Raw genomic sequence first — 16471 nt, forward strand, 5'->3', positions numbered from 1 at the left:
AAAAAGCAGGTAGCTGGAGCTCCTTAACGAATTCGAAAAGTAGGAAACTGGCTATTCAACACTTGCCTAGGATTGAGGAAAGACACACACCATAGAGCGAGGTTAGTGTGGCGCTGTGCAACGACTATGGCCGTTGGAACCGAGCAATTGTTCAATGGGCAACACGGGGAGTTCCTCACGGCACGCCAGTTTACCTCAGCGTAGATGAAGAAGTTTTAGCAGGTCTAGGCCTAGGCACAGTTGAGGATTTCTGCCAAGCGGTGCGATCCCAGGTGGTTGTTGGCGATCGGGTGCAGTTATCGGCTCTGCAAAACCACGGCTCACCTGAACCGGCAGGAGTGGCCTTCTTGGCGCTGATGGTGCTTGCCGCCAACGACATGATGAGGGATGACAAGCTGGATGCCAAGGACTTCTTCACCCATTTTCGCAAACGGCTGGGTGTATCTGGCGACAACCGTCCGATAGGGATGAAGGAAGAACGCCTATGGCAGGAGTGGAACCGGTGGCTAGAGGAAAGGGGATGGATTGCCACTGCCAAACCAGGGGAGGGCTCGCGCAAGTACGTGAATTACCCCATTTCCCAAGCTCTGCTGCGGAAGGCAGATGTTCAACGGTTGTGTCGCGTGTTTTATGAGAGAAAGTGGACTACCGCCCGCAGCGAAACCAAGTTGCTAGTGGATTTGGCAAGCGAAGAGAACCTCAACCGACATCTCGCGGAGCTGCTGGACGATCGCCAGCGACACGAAGTACTGGGCGCCGAAATCCTAGCTGTCCATCAAGAGTGGCTAGATGCAGGATGCCCAGAACCGAAACGATTTAGCCGAGCGTTTCAGCCTCCTACGCGCTTGATCGCAGGGCTGTATCGCACCGAAGATCGGTGGGGGAACCCAGAATTCTACCTCTACCCCAAAACTCCACGTCACTGGGCAGTTGGGGAGGTGACGGTAGAAAACCTAGGTAGCCTGCGTTCCGAGCGCGCGGGTTGGTTTTGCCCCGTTGGAGCGCCGCTCTCTGCTAGGGATGTAACAACGGGAAGATCCTGGCCCATCCGGGGTCATGCCTACTTGCGGGAACTCCAACTGCTCGCCCAAGACTTTTGGGTGTTGGTGCCCGATCCTGAAAATGCAGAGTCCGGTGCTCTGGCTACTTGGGGAGCACCCCAACTTGGCAGTCATTTCACGCTGTTGTTTCGGGAGGCGCTGTGGCCGGATTTGCAGCGGCTGCAGGAAGAAAGTCTACTGCAATGGTCAGGTGAGCGTCAGCGTGCCTTTGCCGAAAAATCAGACTGGTGGGAAATCCAAGAATGTCAGGTGCTGGCACCGGTATGGGACGGTTTGTTTTTACAACATCCTGAGCTGAAAGAGGCCTTACAACCACGCGATCGTCTGCACATTGCCTTGGGTGGAGGGCTACGGGTACCGCAAGGACAAGGTTGGCTCGAGGGTCACTTGCCAAAGGTGACTGTGTACGGGTTTCAGCCTACGGTAGCCGTGACTCTAACTGAAGTGCGTACCGGGAGCATATATCTTCCAGAAGACCATCGCTCTACCAACCAGCCTTGGGATTTGCCCGCAGACTTACCTCCCGGTACTTACCAGATCCAAGTACGGGGCGGAACTGCCCACCAGGAGCGCTTTTTGAAGATCCTGAGTTGGGGTGATTTGTCATTAGCTTCCCTAGAGTAGAGGCATAACTCTATGTCGAAAAAATCTTCTCGGTCAGAGCAAACTTACTGGGGCTTTCGCACCCATACCTCCAGATACAAACCCCAAAAGTTGCTGAATTACTTACAAAAGCGGGTTACTCAAGAAAACTTGGCCGATGTTGTGTCTCATGTTCGTATTGAGAAGGGCATTAAGGAAAGAATTAGGGGAGAGTATTACTTCTACTTGGGTATTAAGACAAATGCGCGCTCTGATTGGTCATCCACACAAAACACCCTTGAGCAACTGATTAAAACAGTGAGAGGTATCAGTATAGTTAGGATTGGAAGAGAAGGATTTTGCTGGGAAGACATTCGACACATGGTGGGTATTGCATATGATTTGGGGGAGGATACCCAACCCCTAAAATATTTCTCGGTTGCACGGCCGCCTAAAGTCAACCCACTTAGTCTGGAAACACCCATAGCTGAGTCGTCAGAAGGCGATCGCTCCCAGGCGTGCGAACGGTTGCTATGGTGGCTATCAGCAGCCGGCTCTGGCTCATGGGAAACCTTCCAAGCCGTGTGCGACCGCCTAGACCTACCCCAACCGCGTCGATTGTTGCGTCGGCTGCAACTGCTAGGGCATCTCACGGTGGCTCAGGATGGCAAACGCTGGTACATGCAGCCGCCTTCCTTGCAGCCAGTGGGTGAAAATCGCTACGTGCTATACGGTCAGCGGAATGCAGCTCTCCAGAAAGATCTTCGGCAATTGGGTCGCCTTGAGGAGATCCTTCAACCTCGAAGGAATGCTCCTGCCTGCTGGCAGTTCGAGCCTCAGGATGATGTTGCCACCGCGATCGCCAAGTTGCAGGTCAGCTATCCCACTCTGACCATTTGCCCAGTCGAGGCTCCTCCACAGTGGGCAGATTGGGTGGCCGGGCTCTCGGTTGTCGATTGGGTGCCGCTCCACCGCTATCGGCTAAAGCGTTACGATGGGAGCACCTTCGCAGACGTGCCGACTGCTGAGGAGACAGGCTTCTACGAGCTGCACGAGGAGGGATCCCAACGGCAACACGCTCTGTTTTACGACCGCGAGCAAAACACTTGGTACAGCAGCGAGTGGTACGGCCTGCGTTTTTTGGCTTTGACCTGTCTCCGGCCAGGAGAGTTGGTGGCCAATTACCACCCAAATTCTCAAGAGTTAACAATTCCCAGCAGCCAGCGCTGGCCGTTGGCGTACGAACGCTATTTGGTCATGCAATCGGGTTGTTTGCCTGACTACAATCCTGACACTGGAGAGCTGATTTATCGAAACATCACGCCGACTGTATGGCAATTAATTGGCGAGCGACTGCCACATCTCAGCGCAAGGGAATAGCAAATTTGTAGATTACAGTTGTACGGAACGCCAAGGAAAAACCATGTACGATCTCGTCGGTGCCTATCAACGGTTAGATTGGGTCTATCGGCTTTACATCAAGAGTGCTTTTCCCTTGCGGTATCCGGCTCTTAGCGCTGAGCGCGATTGCTGCTTGCAGTCCAGCCCTGAACATCCCTTGCTAAGCGTTCCTCCTTTGCTAGAGCCGACACCGGTCTATCCTTCTTCCGGCAAGACCCTTGAGGCAGCAGCACAGGCGTTACCTGATGGTTACGAAGATTTGGCACATCTTGGTCGGTCTTTGTTTCCAAATTTCCCTCTCTATGAGCATCAGTGGCGGAGCTTGGAAGCAGCCATCGTTCACCAGAAGGATATTGTGGTAACGACGGGCACCGGCTCAGGCAAAACCGAATGCTTTTTGCTACCAATTTTAGCCTATCTTGCTCGAGAATCCCGCACCTGGGATCCCATGTCCCCTCAGAGTGGCGATACGTTCTGGTGGCAGCAGGAAGACAATCCAAAGTGGGTACCACAGCGCCAAGGGCAACAACGACCGGCGGCGATACGGGCCTTGATTCTCTATCCTTTGAATGCTCTGGTGGAGGATCAATTGCGACGGTTGCGCAAGGTGTTGGACAGTCCGGAAACCCATGCCTGGCTCGATCGCGAGCGCGGCGGCAATCGCATCACCTTCGGTCGCTATACGGGACAGACACCCCTCCCCGGTCGTCAGACCCCTGAAAAGGTCAAAGAATTGGCCAAGCTATTGAGAGATCTTCAGGAGCAGCAGGGAAGAGTTGCTGTTCGGAACAAGAATTCGGATAAAGATTCGGATTTAGTATTTTATTTCCCTCGCTTAGATGGGGGAGAAATGCGCTCACGCTGGGACATGCAAGAACATCCCCCAGATATCCTGATTACCAACTATTCCATGCTCAACATTATGCTGATGCGGCAAATTGAGGCTGGGATGTTCGAGCAAACGAAAGCGTGGTTGCAAGCGGATCGAGGTAATAAATTCTTGCTGATTGTGGATGAGTTGCACACCTATCGCGGGACACCAGGGTCAGAAGTAGCTTATTTGCTGCGCTTGCTGCTGTACCGCTTGGGGCTAACAGTCAACTCAGAACAGCTACAAATTTTGGCGACCAGCGCCAGCTTGGAAGAGGGCGAGGCGGGCCGCCGGTTTCTCCGGGAGTTTTTTGGGCGCGATAACTTTGCGGTGATCGCTGGAGAACAAGTTGCTCCGGATCCCGAAGCCCCAGCGCGAGTGCGTCAGTATCAAGTTGCTTTTGCTCAATTTGCCAGAGATGTGCAGGCGGATCCCCTCCAGCCCCTGCGACCTCTCCCTATCCCCGAAGAAGCTCTGACCAAGCTGGTGCAAGAGCTGGGGGGCGATCCCAGCTCAAAACCACTGGAGCAGGCTTTGGGGGAGTGCCTCGAAGAACTCAAGGTTGGCGATGCCTTGCGGGAGGCCTGTCGGCAAGCTAGTGGCAGCGTGCGCGCCACCCCCATCCAAAAAGTTGACCAGCAACTGTTCCCGGGGGCGGCCGTGCCCCAAGGCGGTCTGGTCTCCGAGGCCTTGCGAGGATTGTTGATGGCGACGGCGGTAGCTCAGCGAGAAGACGGGCGATCGCCCCAGCCCGTGCGCGGTCACCTTTTCTTTCACAACCTGCAAGGTCTCTGGGCGTGCAGCAACCCTCACTGCAGCGTTGCGCAACGCTCTCCGGAGAACAACCAGCCGCCTTCACCCATTGGCGCTTTGCACAGCCAACACCGTCTCAGTTGCGACTGCGGGGCGCGTGTCCTGGACTTGATCGTCTGCGAAGTTTGCGGGGAGGTATTCCTGGGGGGCTATGCATACCAATCCGGCGAGTCCCTTATCCTCACTCCCGATCAACCTGACTTGGAAGGCATTCCTGATTTGGTGAACCTTACGCAGAGGTCTGGGAATTATCGCGTTTTTTGGCCCCTGCCCCACGACCCGGAACCTTGGGCGACCCAGCCGCAATATTTGGAGTGGACTGCTGGCAAGACGAAGCGGGGGTGGGTTGAAGCCAAGCTCAACCCCGCTACTGGTGAACTCCGACAAGATAAAAGCCCCCCTAGAGAAGGCGAGGTTCCCGGCTGGGTGTACCAAGTGAAAAAGGGGGATGGGAATCAGCCCGCCTTGCCGAGCCGCTGCCCTCGCTGCGATACCGATCGCGCTCTCCGTGAGGCCTATCCCACTCCTTTGCGCGTGCACCGCACTGGATTCCAAAAAGCCTGTCAGGTGATTGCCGGAGCTTTGTTGCGGGAAATGCCAACACCGCAATCCCGCAAGCTGGTGGTTTTTTCCGATAGCCGCCAGGACGCAGCCAAGTTAGCCGCCGGTATGGAAATGGATCACTATCGCGATATGGTGCGCTTGCTGCTAGTGCGATCAGCAGAGGAGTATAGGCAAGACCTGCGGGCCTTTCTGCGCAGCATTTTGCCTAGCCCAGAACAACAACGGCAGCGGTTGCGTGACTATCCTCGGTTGCTGCGAGAGGTTGAGGGGATGGATGAGGATCTGGATCGCTACAAGCGCTTCGTCAGTGGTCTGCAATCCTTCCTCAATGACGAGGCATGGCGTTGGTCGCAGGACATGCAACCGGCCAATCATGAGATCCGCCAACAATGGCTGGAAATGCTCGAGTCTTACGGTGAGAAAGTCCCGCTCCGCGAGCTTCGACGCACTCTGGCCAACCAACTCTTGCAGTTGGGATTGTGCCCTGGCGGGATGTCCTTTAGCGCCCTTTACTATTCTAAGGATCGGCGTCCCTGGACTGAGCTCTACAACTGGCAAAGTCAACCAGTAACACGAATTGATGCCCCAACACCAGCGCAAAACAGCCACCTCGATAAACTCGATGACTATTTAGCTGATGAAATGATGTTTACGCTGTTTGCCCATGCGGTCAGAAACATCGAGTCTTTTGGACAGGGCTATGTTACAGCTCAAGTTCCTCCGGAACTGCAAGACGTTGCCAGCGCGGTTATCCGCCAATTGGGAATTCGCAAGCGGCATCGATACTCCAAATTCTACAGATCTGGTACTAGGCGGGAATTACCCCAGTACGTGGAGCGATACTTGAGAAAATTAGAGGAACAGGGCAAGCCAGACTTAAAATCCCAGATCGAGCGGGAGTTGGACAAAATCGGTACCGGTAGCGAGAACGGATTGGTTTTGGATCCAGATCGCCTCTACCTTGTGCCCGTCTCTCGCGAAGGTCTTCAAGGCTACCGCTGTCCTCAATGCGGGGCCTTTTACTTGCACACTGCGGGGGGATGGTGCCCAGAGTGCAGTGGCGGTCGCAACACCAGCAAACGCTCTGACCCGCAGGCCATCCGACTGCAGCCGAGCAGCTTGCCGCGCGACTTCGACTACTACGCCTACCTCTCCGATCCTGACAACGAACCGTTTCGGATGAATGCTGCCGAATTGACAGGGCAAACCGACAAGGAGGATCGCCTCAAACGGCAGCGCTGGTTCCAGGAAGTGTTCCTAGAGGGAGAAATACCGCTGGCTCAGGGCATTGATTTGTTAAGCGTGACTACCACTATGGAGGCTGGCGTAGACATCGGCGGCCTGCTGGCAGTGATGATGGCAAACATGCCGCCCCGACGGTTCAACTACCAGCAGCGGGTGGGACGGGCTGGTCGGCGCGGTGCCGGGGTCTCCTTGGCAGTTACGTTTTGCCGGGGTCGCAGCCATGACGATTTTTACTTTCAGCGCCCTGAGGCCATTACCGGCGATCCGCCACCCCCGCCCTACATTGACCTGCGCAGCCTCACCATTGCTCGGCGCGTCGTCGCTAAAGAAGTCTTGCGGCAGGCTTTTCAAGATCTATCGGTTGCAGCGGATCTCGAAGATGCAACCAGTGTCCACGGCGAATTTGGCTTGGCCAAAAACTGGCGGCAAGTGGAACCGTCGGTTCGGGATTGGATTGACAACCATCCCCAAGACATTCGAGCTGTGATTGCCCAACTTTGCCAGCAGACTTACATTTCAGCCGAACAGCAGGAAGAGCTGTATCGCTACATCCGCGAGGAGTTGGTCAATAAAATTCGCGAGATTGCTGAGTCTGAAGCCTACAGCCAAGATCAACTTAGCGAACGTCTGGCCAATGCCGGCATTTTGCCCATGTTTGGCTTTCCCACACGGGTGAGGTTACTTTACACTCGCCGGTCTGCCAGCGAAGGCACCATTGATCGCGACTTGGATACGGCGATTGCACAGTTTGCCCCTGGCTCGGAAATCGTCAAAGATCGGGCAGTACACACCGCCTGCGGATTGGTGGAGTTGGTGCCTCACCCAAGAGGCGTACAATCGCGTCCCGGCTTGGTGCCGCCCCTCGACAAACCCAATCGCTGGCTAGGTCTGTGCTGCAACTGTCAAGCCATGATAGAGGACTACCAGCCACAGCAGCCGCTTTGCTCTCCTCCCCCAGCTACCCACAAGCCGGCAAAGCAAGCCTGTCCGGTATGCCAGCAAACCACCCTCCGCTGCATTGATGCGCGGGAACCCAGGGGCTTTTTCACCAACTTGCAGCCGCGGGATTTTGATGGTCAATTTGAGTGGCAACCCCGCGTCAGTCGGCCAACCTTGGGCGCGGGCGGACTTAAGGCGGAAGCGACGACCGCAACGACCGGCAACGCTCACCTGCGGGGAGGCAGCGATGACGTTTTAATCGTCAATGATCGCGGCGGCGAGGGGGGGTTCCTGTTACAAGCGGATAAGAGGTGGCCAGGAGCTTATGTTTGTCCTGAAGTTCAGGGGGAACATTTCGAAGGAATAGGCCCTACCTATCGGATTGCCCTACTGTCTAAGCGACGCACTGACGTGCTGCTGGTCAGCCTTCAAACTTGGCCGCCTGGCGTGTTTGCTGACCCAACAACTGTGGAAGGGCGAGCAGCTTTGTATTCCTTCGCCTTCTGGTTGCGAGCGGCTGCCTGCACCTTTTTGGATGTCGATCCTGACGAGTTGCAAGCCAGCTTTCAGACGAAGGAAGAGGCTGGCCGAGTGGTGGGTCAGGCTTTTCTGTTCGACAAGCTGGAGAATGGCGCGGGGTATTGCCTCTACCTCGCTCAGCCGGAGGTCTTCTCGAAGCTGCTGGAACAAGAGGACTTGTCTCAACCCAACAGTTTGGCCTTCCGTTGGCTGCAGCACCAGCAGACCTGCGACACGTCCTGCAACAACTGCTTGCGCGATTACTCCAACCTAGCCTACCACGGGCTCTTGGATTGGCGACTAGCCTTGGATATGGCGCGCCTTCTGCGAGATGCTAGGGCACCGGTCGATTTGCAGAGCCCTTGGGGGGAAGAGCAGGAAAATCCCTGGCGGCGCTTGGTGGAGCAGGTACTGCCGCCACTGCTGGAAAACCTAGGCTTCCAGCAAGTGTCTCAGGATTTTCTCCTGCCGGTGTGGACGGGAAACCGGGGGCGGGAAGTGCGGATTGTGCGCCATCCTATTTGGACTGATGAGCATCCCATCTGGCAACAAACTGTTGAGCAAGTCCGTCAGGCCTATCCCCAGGCCCACATTCAGGCAATCAATCCTTTTTTGACGTTGCGACGACCAGGGGATGTCTTGGCAAAGTCAACAAAAACTACCCGCTCTAAGCGTCCTGGTGCTGCCTGACTTTATTTCGCTCAGTTTCTTTAGCCTGCGGTGGAAGAGGGCAGCGCGACTCAGTAGTCCAACACTGCCGACGCTCTCTCTACGGGCTAAACACGTTGGCAGAGGCGATTTCTTTCTATTCCAGGGCCTAATAGCCTTTCTATTCTCTGACTCTGAACTGCACCAATCCCTACAGAGCTCCCTCCAATCCAGAGCCAAAAGCCGAGAGCCCCCACTGCTGCAAGCTATCGAAGGCAGCATAAGCCGTTAGATCTGGCTGCAGGGGCGTAATCGACACATAGCCCTCGGCAACTGCCCGCACATCAGAGCAGGGATCCACCTCCTCTTCCACCACCTCTCCTGCCAGCCAGTAGTAAGCCTTGCCGCGGGGATCCACCCGTTTCTCGTAAAGATCTGTGTACTTGCGCCAGGCCAGGCGGGCCAAGACCATGCCGCGTATTTCAGCTAGCCCCAGCGGCGGCACGTTGACGTTCAACAGCATTGGCTTCTCTAGGGGCTTCAGGCTCAGCTTCTCCAGCAGGGTCAGCACCACCTGGGCCGCCGGCTGAAAATCCTGGTGGGTAAAGCTGGCCAGGCTCACTGCCAGGCTGGGGATCCCTTCCAACAGCCCTTCCATGGCTGCTGAGACAGTGCCCGAGTAGAGCACATCGGTGCCCAAGTTGGCCCCCTGGTTGATGCCGGAAATCACCCAGTCGGGACGATGTTGCAGCAAGCCATCCAAACCCAGCTTGACGCAGTCCGAAGGTGTGCCTGAACAGGCCCAAGCTTGCACCTCTGGCGGAAACCCCTCCCGCACCGGCTCCAGCCTTAGAGGCTTGTGCAAGGTTAGGGCATGGCCCGTGGCCGAGCGCTCCCGATCCGGACAGACCACCGTTACCTGGTGCCCGCCTATCTGAGCCAGCGCTGCCGCCAAACACCGCACCCCTGCCGCTTGGATGCCGTCATCGTTGCTGACGAGAATATTCATCAGTGCCACCCCTCACCCACCCCTGGCCATCCTTCCCTTCGACCAAGCTCGGCTGCCTCCATGATGCCCTCTGCTGCCAAGCCTACAGCCGGCCGGAAGCCAAGACAAAGCCTGAGAAGCGCAGCCTAGCATGTTATCATTGAGTGTAGTCTTACGAACAATATCCGTAGAGGTACGGTGTCGTTCAGTAAATCTTGAGGGTCATTATGAAGCTAAGGTCAAGCTAGTCTTCTTCCTCTTGTGGGGGCTGCCAACAGCGTCTTTGGTCGAGGGAAGAGCCCATATAGCCCCCAAAGTTGCTCAATCGACAGGAAGTCTATCCCATGTCCCTAGTTTCCATTGCATCGGCAACAGAAGCTCAGGAGTGGCGGGAACTCTGCCAGTGGGCTGGGGAGCACTACCGCTCTCGCACCTTTCCCAAAGATGTGCGCATCCCCACCCGTCCGGGACTGGTGTATATCCCCCAGGAGGGGGTGGTGCGCCTGGTCTGCCAAACGCCAGAGCGGCGGGAAGTTTTTGTTGGGTTTATCACCACTGGCGTGCCCTTTGAGGTGAGCCACCCAGAGCGCTTTGAGCTAAAAGCCTGTACCCACGTCGATCGCACCACGGTGATGTGGTTTTACTGGAAGGATCTAGAACAGTGGCCCTATCTGCACCAGAAGATTCAGGAAAGCTTCCGCCAGCAACTCCAGCGCAAGTTGCTCTGGCTAGGCAACCTGGGCCAGCGTCGAGCCATTGACCGCCTCAGGGGGTTTCTAAGCCTGTTGATCGAGGAGTACGGCCAGCCCTGCGACCAGGGGATGTACTTCCCCTGGACTCTAACCCACGCCCAGATTGGGGATGCCATTGGCGCTACCCGCGTGACGGTAACCCGCCTGCTGGGATCCCTGCGCTCGAAGGGGTTTGTGCAGATCCTGGATCAGAACCTGATCTGCATTCCCAATGGAGTGAAGCTGCAGCCGACGCCAAAAAAGGTGGCCAGCGCCTAAGCTATGGGCCTGCAGCTCTACTACCGGGCTTGGGGAGAAGGGATCCCTTCCCTGCCCATCTTGCTGCTCCACGGCCATCCCGGCAATGCCGACTGCATGGAAGTTTTTGCCGAGGCGGTGGCGGAGATGCACCCCTGTGTGGCCCCAGATCTGCGCGGCTATGGGCATTCGCAGGTACGGGATCCCTTTGAGATGTCGGCCCACCTGGAGGACTTGCAGGAGCTGCTGGATCGCCTGGGCTGGCAGGAGTGTCTGCTACTGGGCTGGTCTTTGGGCGGGATCCTAGCCCTAGAGTTGGCTTTGCGCCTACCCCAGCGGGTCAAAGGCTTGATCCTAGTAGCCAGCGCTGCCTGTCCCCGCAGCAACCATCCCCCTACCGATTTTTGGGATCAGCTCAACACCGGCATTGCTTCGCTGCTCAACTGGCTTTGGCCCGGCTGGAGTTGGAACATCAACACCTTTGGCCGCCGCTCTCTCTACCGCTACCTAATCCAGAGACATACCCCGAGAACCTATCGCTACCTGGCCCAGGCAGCTTTGCCGGCTTACCTGCATACCTCTCCTCAGGCTCGCCAAGCCCTACGCGCTGCCCTTCGACAGGGCTACAACCGCGAGGGAGAGCTGCACCGCCTGCACCTACCGGTTTTGATTCTGGCTGCGGAGCAGGATTGCCACATCACTGTTGCCAGCAGCCTAGCCACGGCCCGCCTTCTCCCTCAGTGCACCTGCATTGTCTATCCCAACGTGGCTCACCTCTTTCCCTGGGAGATCCCTGAGCAAGTAGAGCAAGATCTGCGCCGCTGGCTGAGGGCTCAGGATTGGGCCAAGGGAGGCTCTTGCAAAGTCCCCTCAGAGGGCGGGGCGGCCTCCTGAGCTTGGGCTAACCTACGCAGCCGAGCAAAGGCCTCTTCCTCCAGGTGGATTTGCTGCTGCTGTTGTTCTTCCGGGGTGCGCAGGCGTTTCCCCAAAGGCTGTTGCAGCGTGCCCAAAAGTAAGGGCTCGGAGACTCCCGGCTCGGGGTGGATGACAGTGCGGGCTTGCAGGGTAAATACCGGCGAGCCGGTAGAGAAACGACCAGAGGAGGCCAGATCGCTAGCTGCCTGCTTCAGCGTAAGGATCAGTTGCTCCGGGGTAATATCTGGGCTAACGGCAATGACCGCCCGCTCCGCCCCTTGGTCATAGACAGTGGTGTAGGGAGCAGCCCCGGGGATGCGGGAGCGGAAAATGGGCCCTAGGCTCAGGGCAAAACAGCCTGCCGTTAGAACCAAGGTAAAGGCTGTGTAGCCCACTAGCGAAAACTTCCAAGGCCAGTTGCGCATCCAGGCCAGCAGCGTTAGCAGCGCCAGGAAGATCGCTACCCCCAGCCCCACCTGGCTGGCAGAGGCGAAGAAAGATTGCAAAGAGCCATCCATCATTCGCAAACTACCTCTTGTTGACCCCAGAACTGCCGGCGGCTATGTGCATTTTAGAGCCATTTCTTTATGCTACTAAATCAGCATTGCTGGCAAGAAGGACGCTGAAAAAATGCGAAGAAAACGAACCACGGTACTAGCGAAAGGACTATAATGCCGGCGAAGCGGCTTGAGAGCTGTCGGCATGTCATCTTCGACTCTATCTGAAGGAGCGCATCACAGGCTTGATTCTACGGATCCCTCGGTAGCCCTGCGGATCGCAAGAGAGTCACTGTTCACCCTTGGCAACCTCACTGCCGGGATCCTCAGCGAATACCACGACGTCATTAGCAGCTCTGTGCTGCTGGAAAAGCTGCAGGCCTTTCGGGTTGTCTACGAAGAGGCTGTTGCCCGCCTACAGAAGCCCTCCTTCCGGATTGCCACCATTGGCACCACCTCTTCGGGTAAATCCACTATTGTGAACGCCCTCATGGGCCGGAAAATCGCGCCTATTGAAGCCCAGGAGATGAGTGCCGGGATTCCTGCGGATTAGGCACAGCGAGCGGAGCAGGCTAGTTATCCACAATACCGAAGGAGCTACCTGGGAATGCGGCACGTGGGAAGACCTAAGGGACGAAGAAATCTACAGCCGGCTCAAGCTGACGATGGAGGCCTACCACCAAGAGCGGCGAAAGAAGAGGAAGAAGAGGGATGAAGCGGAGGTGGGCATCCCTCAGGTAGACGTTGAGTGTCCGCTGCTGCCGGTCAGAAATCCTTTTCTGCTAGGCCTGCCTGAGGGCTTACAGGTCGAGATTTATGACTTGCCTGGCCTAAACTCAATTCAAGATAGAACAAGCCTTAGGATTATCCAAGAGCATGTCAGCAAGTGCTTTAGCTTTGTTGCACTGAATTACTCTCAGACAGATTGGCAAGGACGGGAAACTCTCTTGAGAGAGCTAAAGGATGTCGTAGAGTTTCTCAGAGGTCAAACCAGTTTGATGGTCTTCTTGCTCAACAGGGTTGACATGCGGAATCAAACCGACAACCCTCTAGAGCAAAGGAATCGAGGAGCTGAGGGAGGGAATTCAGGAGATTCTGGCTCTTCCAGAGCCGCCTTGCATCGTTCCTCTTTCTGCTATTGCACTCTTTTATGCTCAATGTGCCTGGGGAGCTAACTCTTCTGAAGCATCGGATGTAGATCCCAGTACCAGGCGGTGGATGGTCAGCTCTCTTTTTAAAGACTGCTATAACTTCATTAAAGCCTCTACGAGAGGTGATAAGGACTGAGGTCGTGGCTACTTAACCTCGAGAACAGCATCGAGGAAGGACAGGAAATATCCGAATTTTTTTCTCTGACCAAGCCCATCAGATCCCTGCTGAGCGCCAGGTCCACTGCCTATTGCTCAGCGATATTGCTCTCAAGGGTTGGGCAGTTTCCCTAGCGGCGGAATCCCAGCTTCTGCTTAAACATGGGTACCTTCAAGATGCTGTTGATGTCCTAAACTTCGAGGTCCCTCGTTTCCGGGAACTGAGCGAAAGGTGGTGTGCAGCTCTCTTGCCAGCAGACCGGCCTCAGCTCCGGACGGCCTATACGTACAAGGCTTCTGGCTTCGCTGGCCGCATCTCTAGCGAACGCATCCAGCGCATTGCTCGTCTTTCCCCACTTGATCGAGGGCTTACGCCAGAGCAGGTCTTTCTCAGAGAAAAGAATCTTTCCGTCGAGTTTCAGATGACCTATTTCCAGGAGCTGGACAAGTCTTGGCACCTTTCCCAAGCTGCTTTAGCCGAATACCTAGATACCCTCAGCGAGCTCACCGAGCGCCTTGAAGGTCTCCAGTCTTTTGCTCGCCTCTGTCGAGAGCTTAACCAAGCGGATCCGTACCGATTGATCCCATCTGAACCCAAAAGTCTCTATCTACTGGCTGCCGAGTAAAATGGTCAGCCGACCTCGCGGGCAGCGCGCACCAGCAGTCCCGCTATGATCAGCGCCGAGAGAATCGAGCTACCCCCGTAGCTCACTAGAGGCAGGGGCACCCCTGTAGTTGGCAGCATCCCGCTCACCACGCCGATGTTGAGCAAGGCCTGGCCCACCAGGAACATCAGGCAGCCACAGGCCACTAGACGAGTGGGCAGATCTGGGCAGCGCCACATGACTCGCAAGCTCACCCAGGTATAGGAGCCCAACAGCACCAGGAAGAAGAGGGATCCCACTAGGCCAAACTCCTCCGCATAGACTGCAAAGATGAAGTCCGTGTACTGGATGGGCAAGTAGAACAGCTTTTGTTGAGAAAGACCGTAGCCTTTGCCCCACCACCCCCCTGAGCCAATAGCTAAGAGGCTTTGCACCAACTGGTAGCCATCTCCTCGGGCATTGCCCCAGGGATCCAAAAAAGCCAGGATGCGCCGCCGTTGGTAGTCTTTGCTGAGGATGCTCACCACTGCTGCTAGCGTCCCCAGGCCTGCCGTAGCCAAAAGGGCGAAGAGGGGAACCCCAGCCGTCCAGGCCATAACCCAGAGAGTGAGACCGCAGATGGCAGTGGTGCCCAAGTTGGGCTGGGTGAGGATCCCCAGCAGCCCCAAAGCAAAGAGCCCAACCCAGACTCTACGAAACCAGCGGGGATGCTCGAACCAACGGCCAAACACCCAAGCTCCCTGGAGCACCAGCAGGGGCTTGAGCAGTTCCGAAGGCTGGATGACAGGGATCACCTTCAAATCCAGCCAGCGACTGGCATCCAGGCGGGAAACCCCTAGCCCCGGCACCTGGGTAGCCCAGACCAAGCCAATGCCCAGCAGGCAGAGGATCCCGGCCCAGGGGAACCAGCGCTGCAAGGGGATACGCACCAAGAGGGTGAAGCAGGCCAGCCCCAGCCCCGCCCAAAGCAACTGGCGCTTAAAAAAGTAGAGGCCATCGCCGGTAGTCTGCTGCGCCACCGGGTAGGAGGCCGAAAACAATACCGCCAGCCCTATCCCCAGCCAGACCAGCGTCAGCCAACGCAGCCAGCGCGCTTCAGCGTTCCAGGGATCCCACCAGGGCTTGGCAGCAGGCGCGGAAGTGGTGGCCACGGTGCTCGAAACTGGGGTACTGGTCAAAGCTGGCACAAGCGGGCGACAGTAAAACGGTGATGGGCTGAGCTGGATTGGCTAGAGCTTGCGCTAGGGAGCAGGCGGCTGCAAAGGCCCTTTCCACCGCCACATCTAGGGTCGGCAGGATCTCGACGTCAGTATAGCGGATTTCCTGAAGGGCCTTGGCCAGCTTAGGAGCGGCCTCCCCAATGAGCAACACGCGGGCCACCTTGGCCTGAATAAGCTGCAGCCAGGCTGAGGGATCCCCCTGTTTGGCCCTTCCACCGGCAATGAGGATAATGGGCGGGGAGAGGGCGTTGAGCGCTACCCAGCCGGCCTCGTAGTTGGTGGCCTTGCTGTCGTTGACAAAGCGGATGGGGGTAGATCCCACCTGGATTTGGGCCACCCGTTCCAGCCGATGGGGCATGCCGGCAAAAGAGCGGATGGCGGCTTGAAGGGCAGCGTTGGGGATCCCGGCTAGATGAGCAGCCGCTGCTGCCAAGAGCAAGTTTTGCAAGTTGTGTGAGCCAGGGCAGCGCTCGGCAAAGTCCTCCAGCTCCGCCACCGCCTCCCCCTGGATGTAAAGCGTGCTCCCTCGCAGGAAGACATCCGCTTGTGGATCCTGCAGCGAGACCCAGTAGGTCTTTTCCCAGTCTCGCCGCCGGCGAAAGAGGTAGGGGTCCTCACCGTTGACCACCCGCCACTGGGCCCGCTCCAGTAGCCGCGCCTTAAAGCTGGCATAGCGCTCCAGCGTGCCGTGCCGCTCTAGGTGATCTGGGGTGAAAGTTGTCCACACCCCAATGCGGGGTGGGCCTCCGGGGGAGCTCTTCATCAGGCGGCTGCTGGCCTCCAGTTGGTAGCTGCTCAGCTCTGCCACGATCCAATCTGGCCGACGCTGCCCTTGCCAGATCTCCAGAGCCACTTGGGACAGGGGCAAGCCAATGTTGCCGCAAGGGATCCCTTCCAGCCCCGCCGCCTTGAACATCTCCGCCACCAGGGCCGTGGTGGTGCTTTTGCCGTTGGTGCCTGTAATTCCTACCCAAGGCAGATGCTCTAGGAACTGCCAGGCCAGCTCCGCCTCTCCCAGCACCTCGATCCCTTGCCGACGTGCCTCTTGCAGCAGCGGGTGATCCCAGGCAACGCCGGGGCTAACCACCACCTGCTCCACCCCTGGCAGCAGTTGAAAAGGCTGGCCCAAGTGGACAGAGATCCCCTCTCGTTCCAGATCCGCCTGCCGTTGCCGCAAGATCTCCGAGTCCTGCTCGTCCCAGACCCAAACCTCTTTTCCTTGGGCCCGCAGCAGCCGTGCAGCCGACCGACCTGCAATCCCCAGTCCTAAAACTTGATGGCCCACGTCTATTTCCTTGGCAACTTTG

At 57.0% G+C, this 16471-nt stretch carries 11 protein-coding genes; 7 read left to right on the forward strand and 4 right to left on the reverse strand.

Annotated elements, in window-relative coordinates; all coding sequences use genetic code 11:
- Nucleotides 1–107: 107 nt before the first annotated feature.
- From NW806_RS03615 to NW806_RS03625, 3 genes are all read left to right on the forward strand, one after another.
- Entirely contained in the window at nucleotides 108–1685 is a 1578-nt protein-coding gene (locus NW806_RS03615) for a hypothetical protein (protein WP_414410052.1), read from the forward strand.
- A gap of 540 nt (nucleotides 1686–2225) precedes the next feature.
- The gene (locus NW806_RS03620) at nucleotides 2226–3023 is read left to right on the forward strand and encodes a hypothetical protein (protein ID WP_414410053.1); all 798 of its coding nucleotides are present in this window, start codon (nucleotides 2226–2228) and stop codon (nucleotides 3021–3023) included.
- Between the two features lie 43 nt (nucleotides 3024–3066).
- Complete coding sequence (locus tag NW806_RS03625) at nucleotides 3067–8685, forward strand: DEAD/DEAH box helicase (RefSeq protein WP_414410054.1); 5619 nt, start codon at nucleotides 3067–3069, stop codon at nucleotides 8683–8685.
- A gap of 169 nt (nucleotides 8686–8854) precedes the next feature.
- On the opposite strand, the gene surE is transcribed toward NW806_RS03625, so the two are convergent.
- Entirely contained in the window at nucleotides 8855–9652 is a 798-nt protein-coding gene (gene surE, locus NW806_RS03630) for a 5'/3'-nucleotidase SurE (protein WP_414410055.1), read from the reverse strand.
- Nucleotides 9653–9975: 323 nt separating this feature from the next.
- Here surE and NW806_RS03635 point away from each other — a divergent pair, with 323 nt between their 5' ends.
- Together NW806_RS03635 and NW806_RS03640 are read left to right on the forward strand one after the other, a co-directional pair.
- The gene (locus NW806_RS03635; protein ID WP_414410056.1) at nucleotides 9976–10641 is read left to right on the forward strand and encodes a Crp/Fnr family transcriptional regulator; all 666 of its coding nucleotides are present in this window, start codon (nucleotides 9976–9978) and stop codon (nucleotides 10639–10641) included.
- A gap of 3 nt (nucleotides 10642–10644) precedes the next feature.
- On the forward strand, nucleotides 10645–11514 hold the full coding sequence (locus tag NW806_RS03640; protein ID WP_414410057.1) for an alpha/beta fold hydrolase: 870 nt from the start codon (nucleotides 10645–10647) through the stop codon (nucleotides 11512–11514).
- On the opposite strand, the gene NW806_RS03645 is transcribed toward NW806_RS03640, so the two are convergent.
- Nucleotides 11454–12056 carry a Ycf51 family protein gene (locus NW806_RS03645; RefSeq protein ID WP_414410058.1) on the reverse strand — a complete coding sequence of 201 codons (603 nt, stop codon included), beginning with the start codon at nucleotides 12054–12056 and terminating at the stop codon, nucleotides 11454–11456. The two genes, NW806_RS03640 and NW806_RS03645, sit on opposite strands and share 61 nt — an antisense overlap.
- A 181-nt stretch (nucleotides 12057–12237) precedes the next feature.
- Here NW806_RS03645 and NW806_RS03650 point away from each other — a divergent pair, with 181 nt between their 5' ends.
- On the forward strand, nucleotides 12238–12585 hold the full coding sequence (locus NW806_RS03650; protein WP_414410059.1) for a dynamin family protein: 348 nt from the start codon (nucleotides 12238–12240) through the stop codon (nucleotides 12583–12585).
- A 1002-nt stretch (nucleotides 12586–13587) separates the two neighbouring features.
- Nucleotides 13588–13965 carry a hypothetical protein gene (locus tag NW806_RS03655; RefSeq protein WP_414410060.1) on the forward strand — a complete coding sequence of 126 codons (378 nt, stop codon included), beginning with the start codon at nucleotides 13588–13590 and terminating at the stop codon, nucleotides 13963–13965.
- Nucleotides 13966–13970: 5 nt separating this feature from the next.
- On the opposite strand, the gene NW806_RS03660 is transcribed toward NW806_RS03655, so the two are convergent.
- A complete protein-coding gene (locus tag NW806_RS03660; RefSeq protein ID WP_414410061.1) occupies nucleotides 13971–15095 on the reverse strand; it encodes an FtsW/RodA/SpoVE family cell cycle protein in 1125 nt (374 codons plus the stop codon).
- Nucleotides 15040–16449, reverse strand: a complete 1410-nt coding sequence (gene murD, locus NW806_RS03665; protein WP_414410062.1) for a UDP-N-acetylmuramoyl-L-alanine--D-glutamate ligase — start codon at nucleotides 16447–16449, stop codon at nucleotides 15040–15042. The genes NW806_RS03660 and murD overlap by 56 nt, the downstream gene beginning before the upstream one ends.
- Nucleotides 16450–16471 lie beyond the last annotated feature (22 nt).

Origin of the sequence: Synechococcus sp. W65.1, assembly GCF_047461615.1 — a bacterium.
In the GTDB taxonomy this organism is placed as follows: domain Bacteria; phylum Cyanobacteriota; class Cyanobacteriia; order Thermostichales; family Thermostichaceae; genus Thermostichus.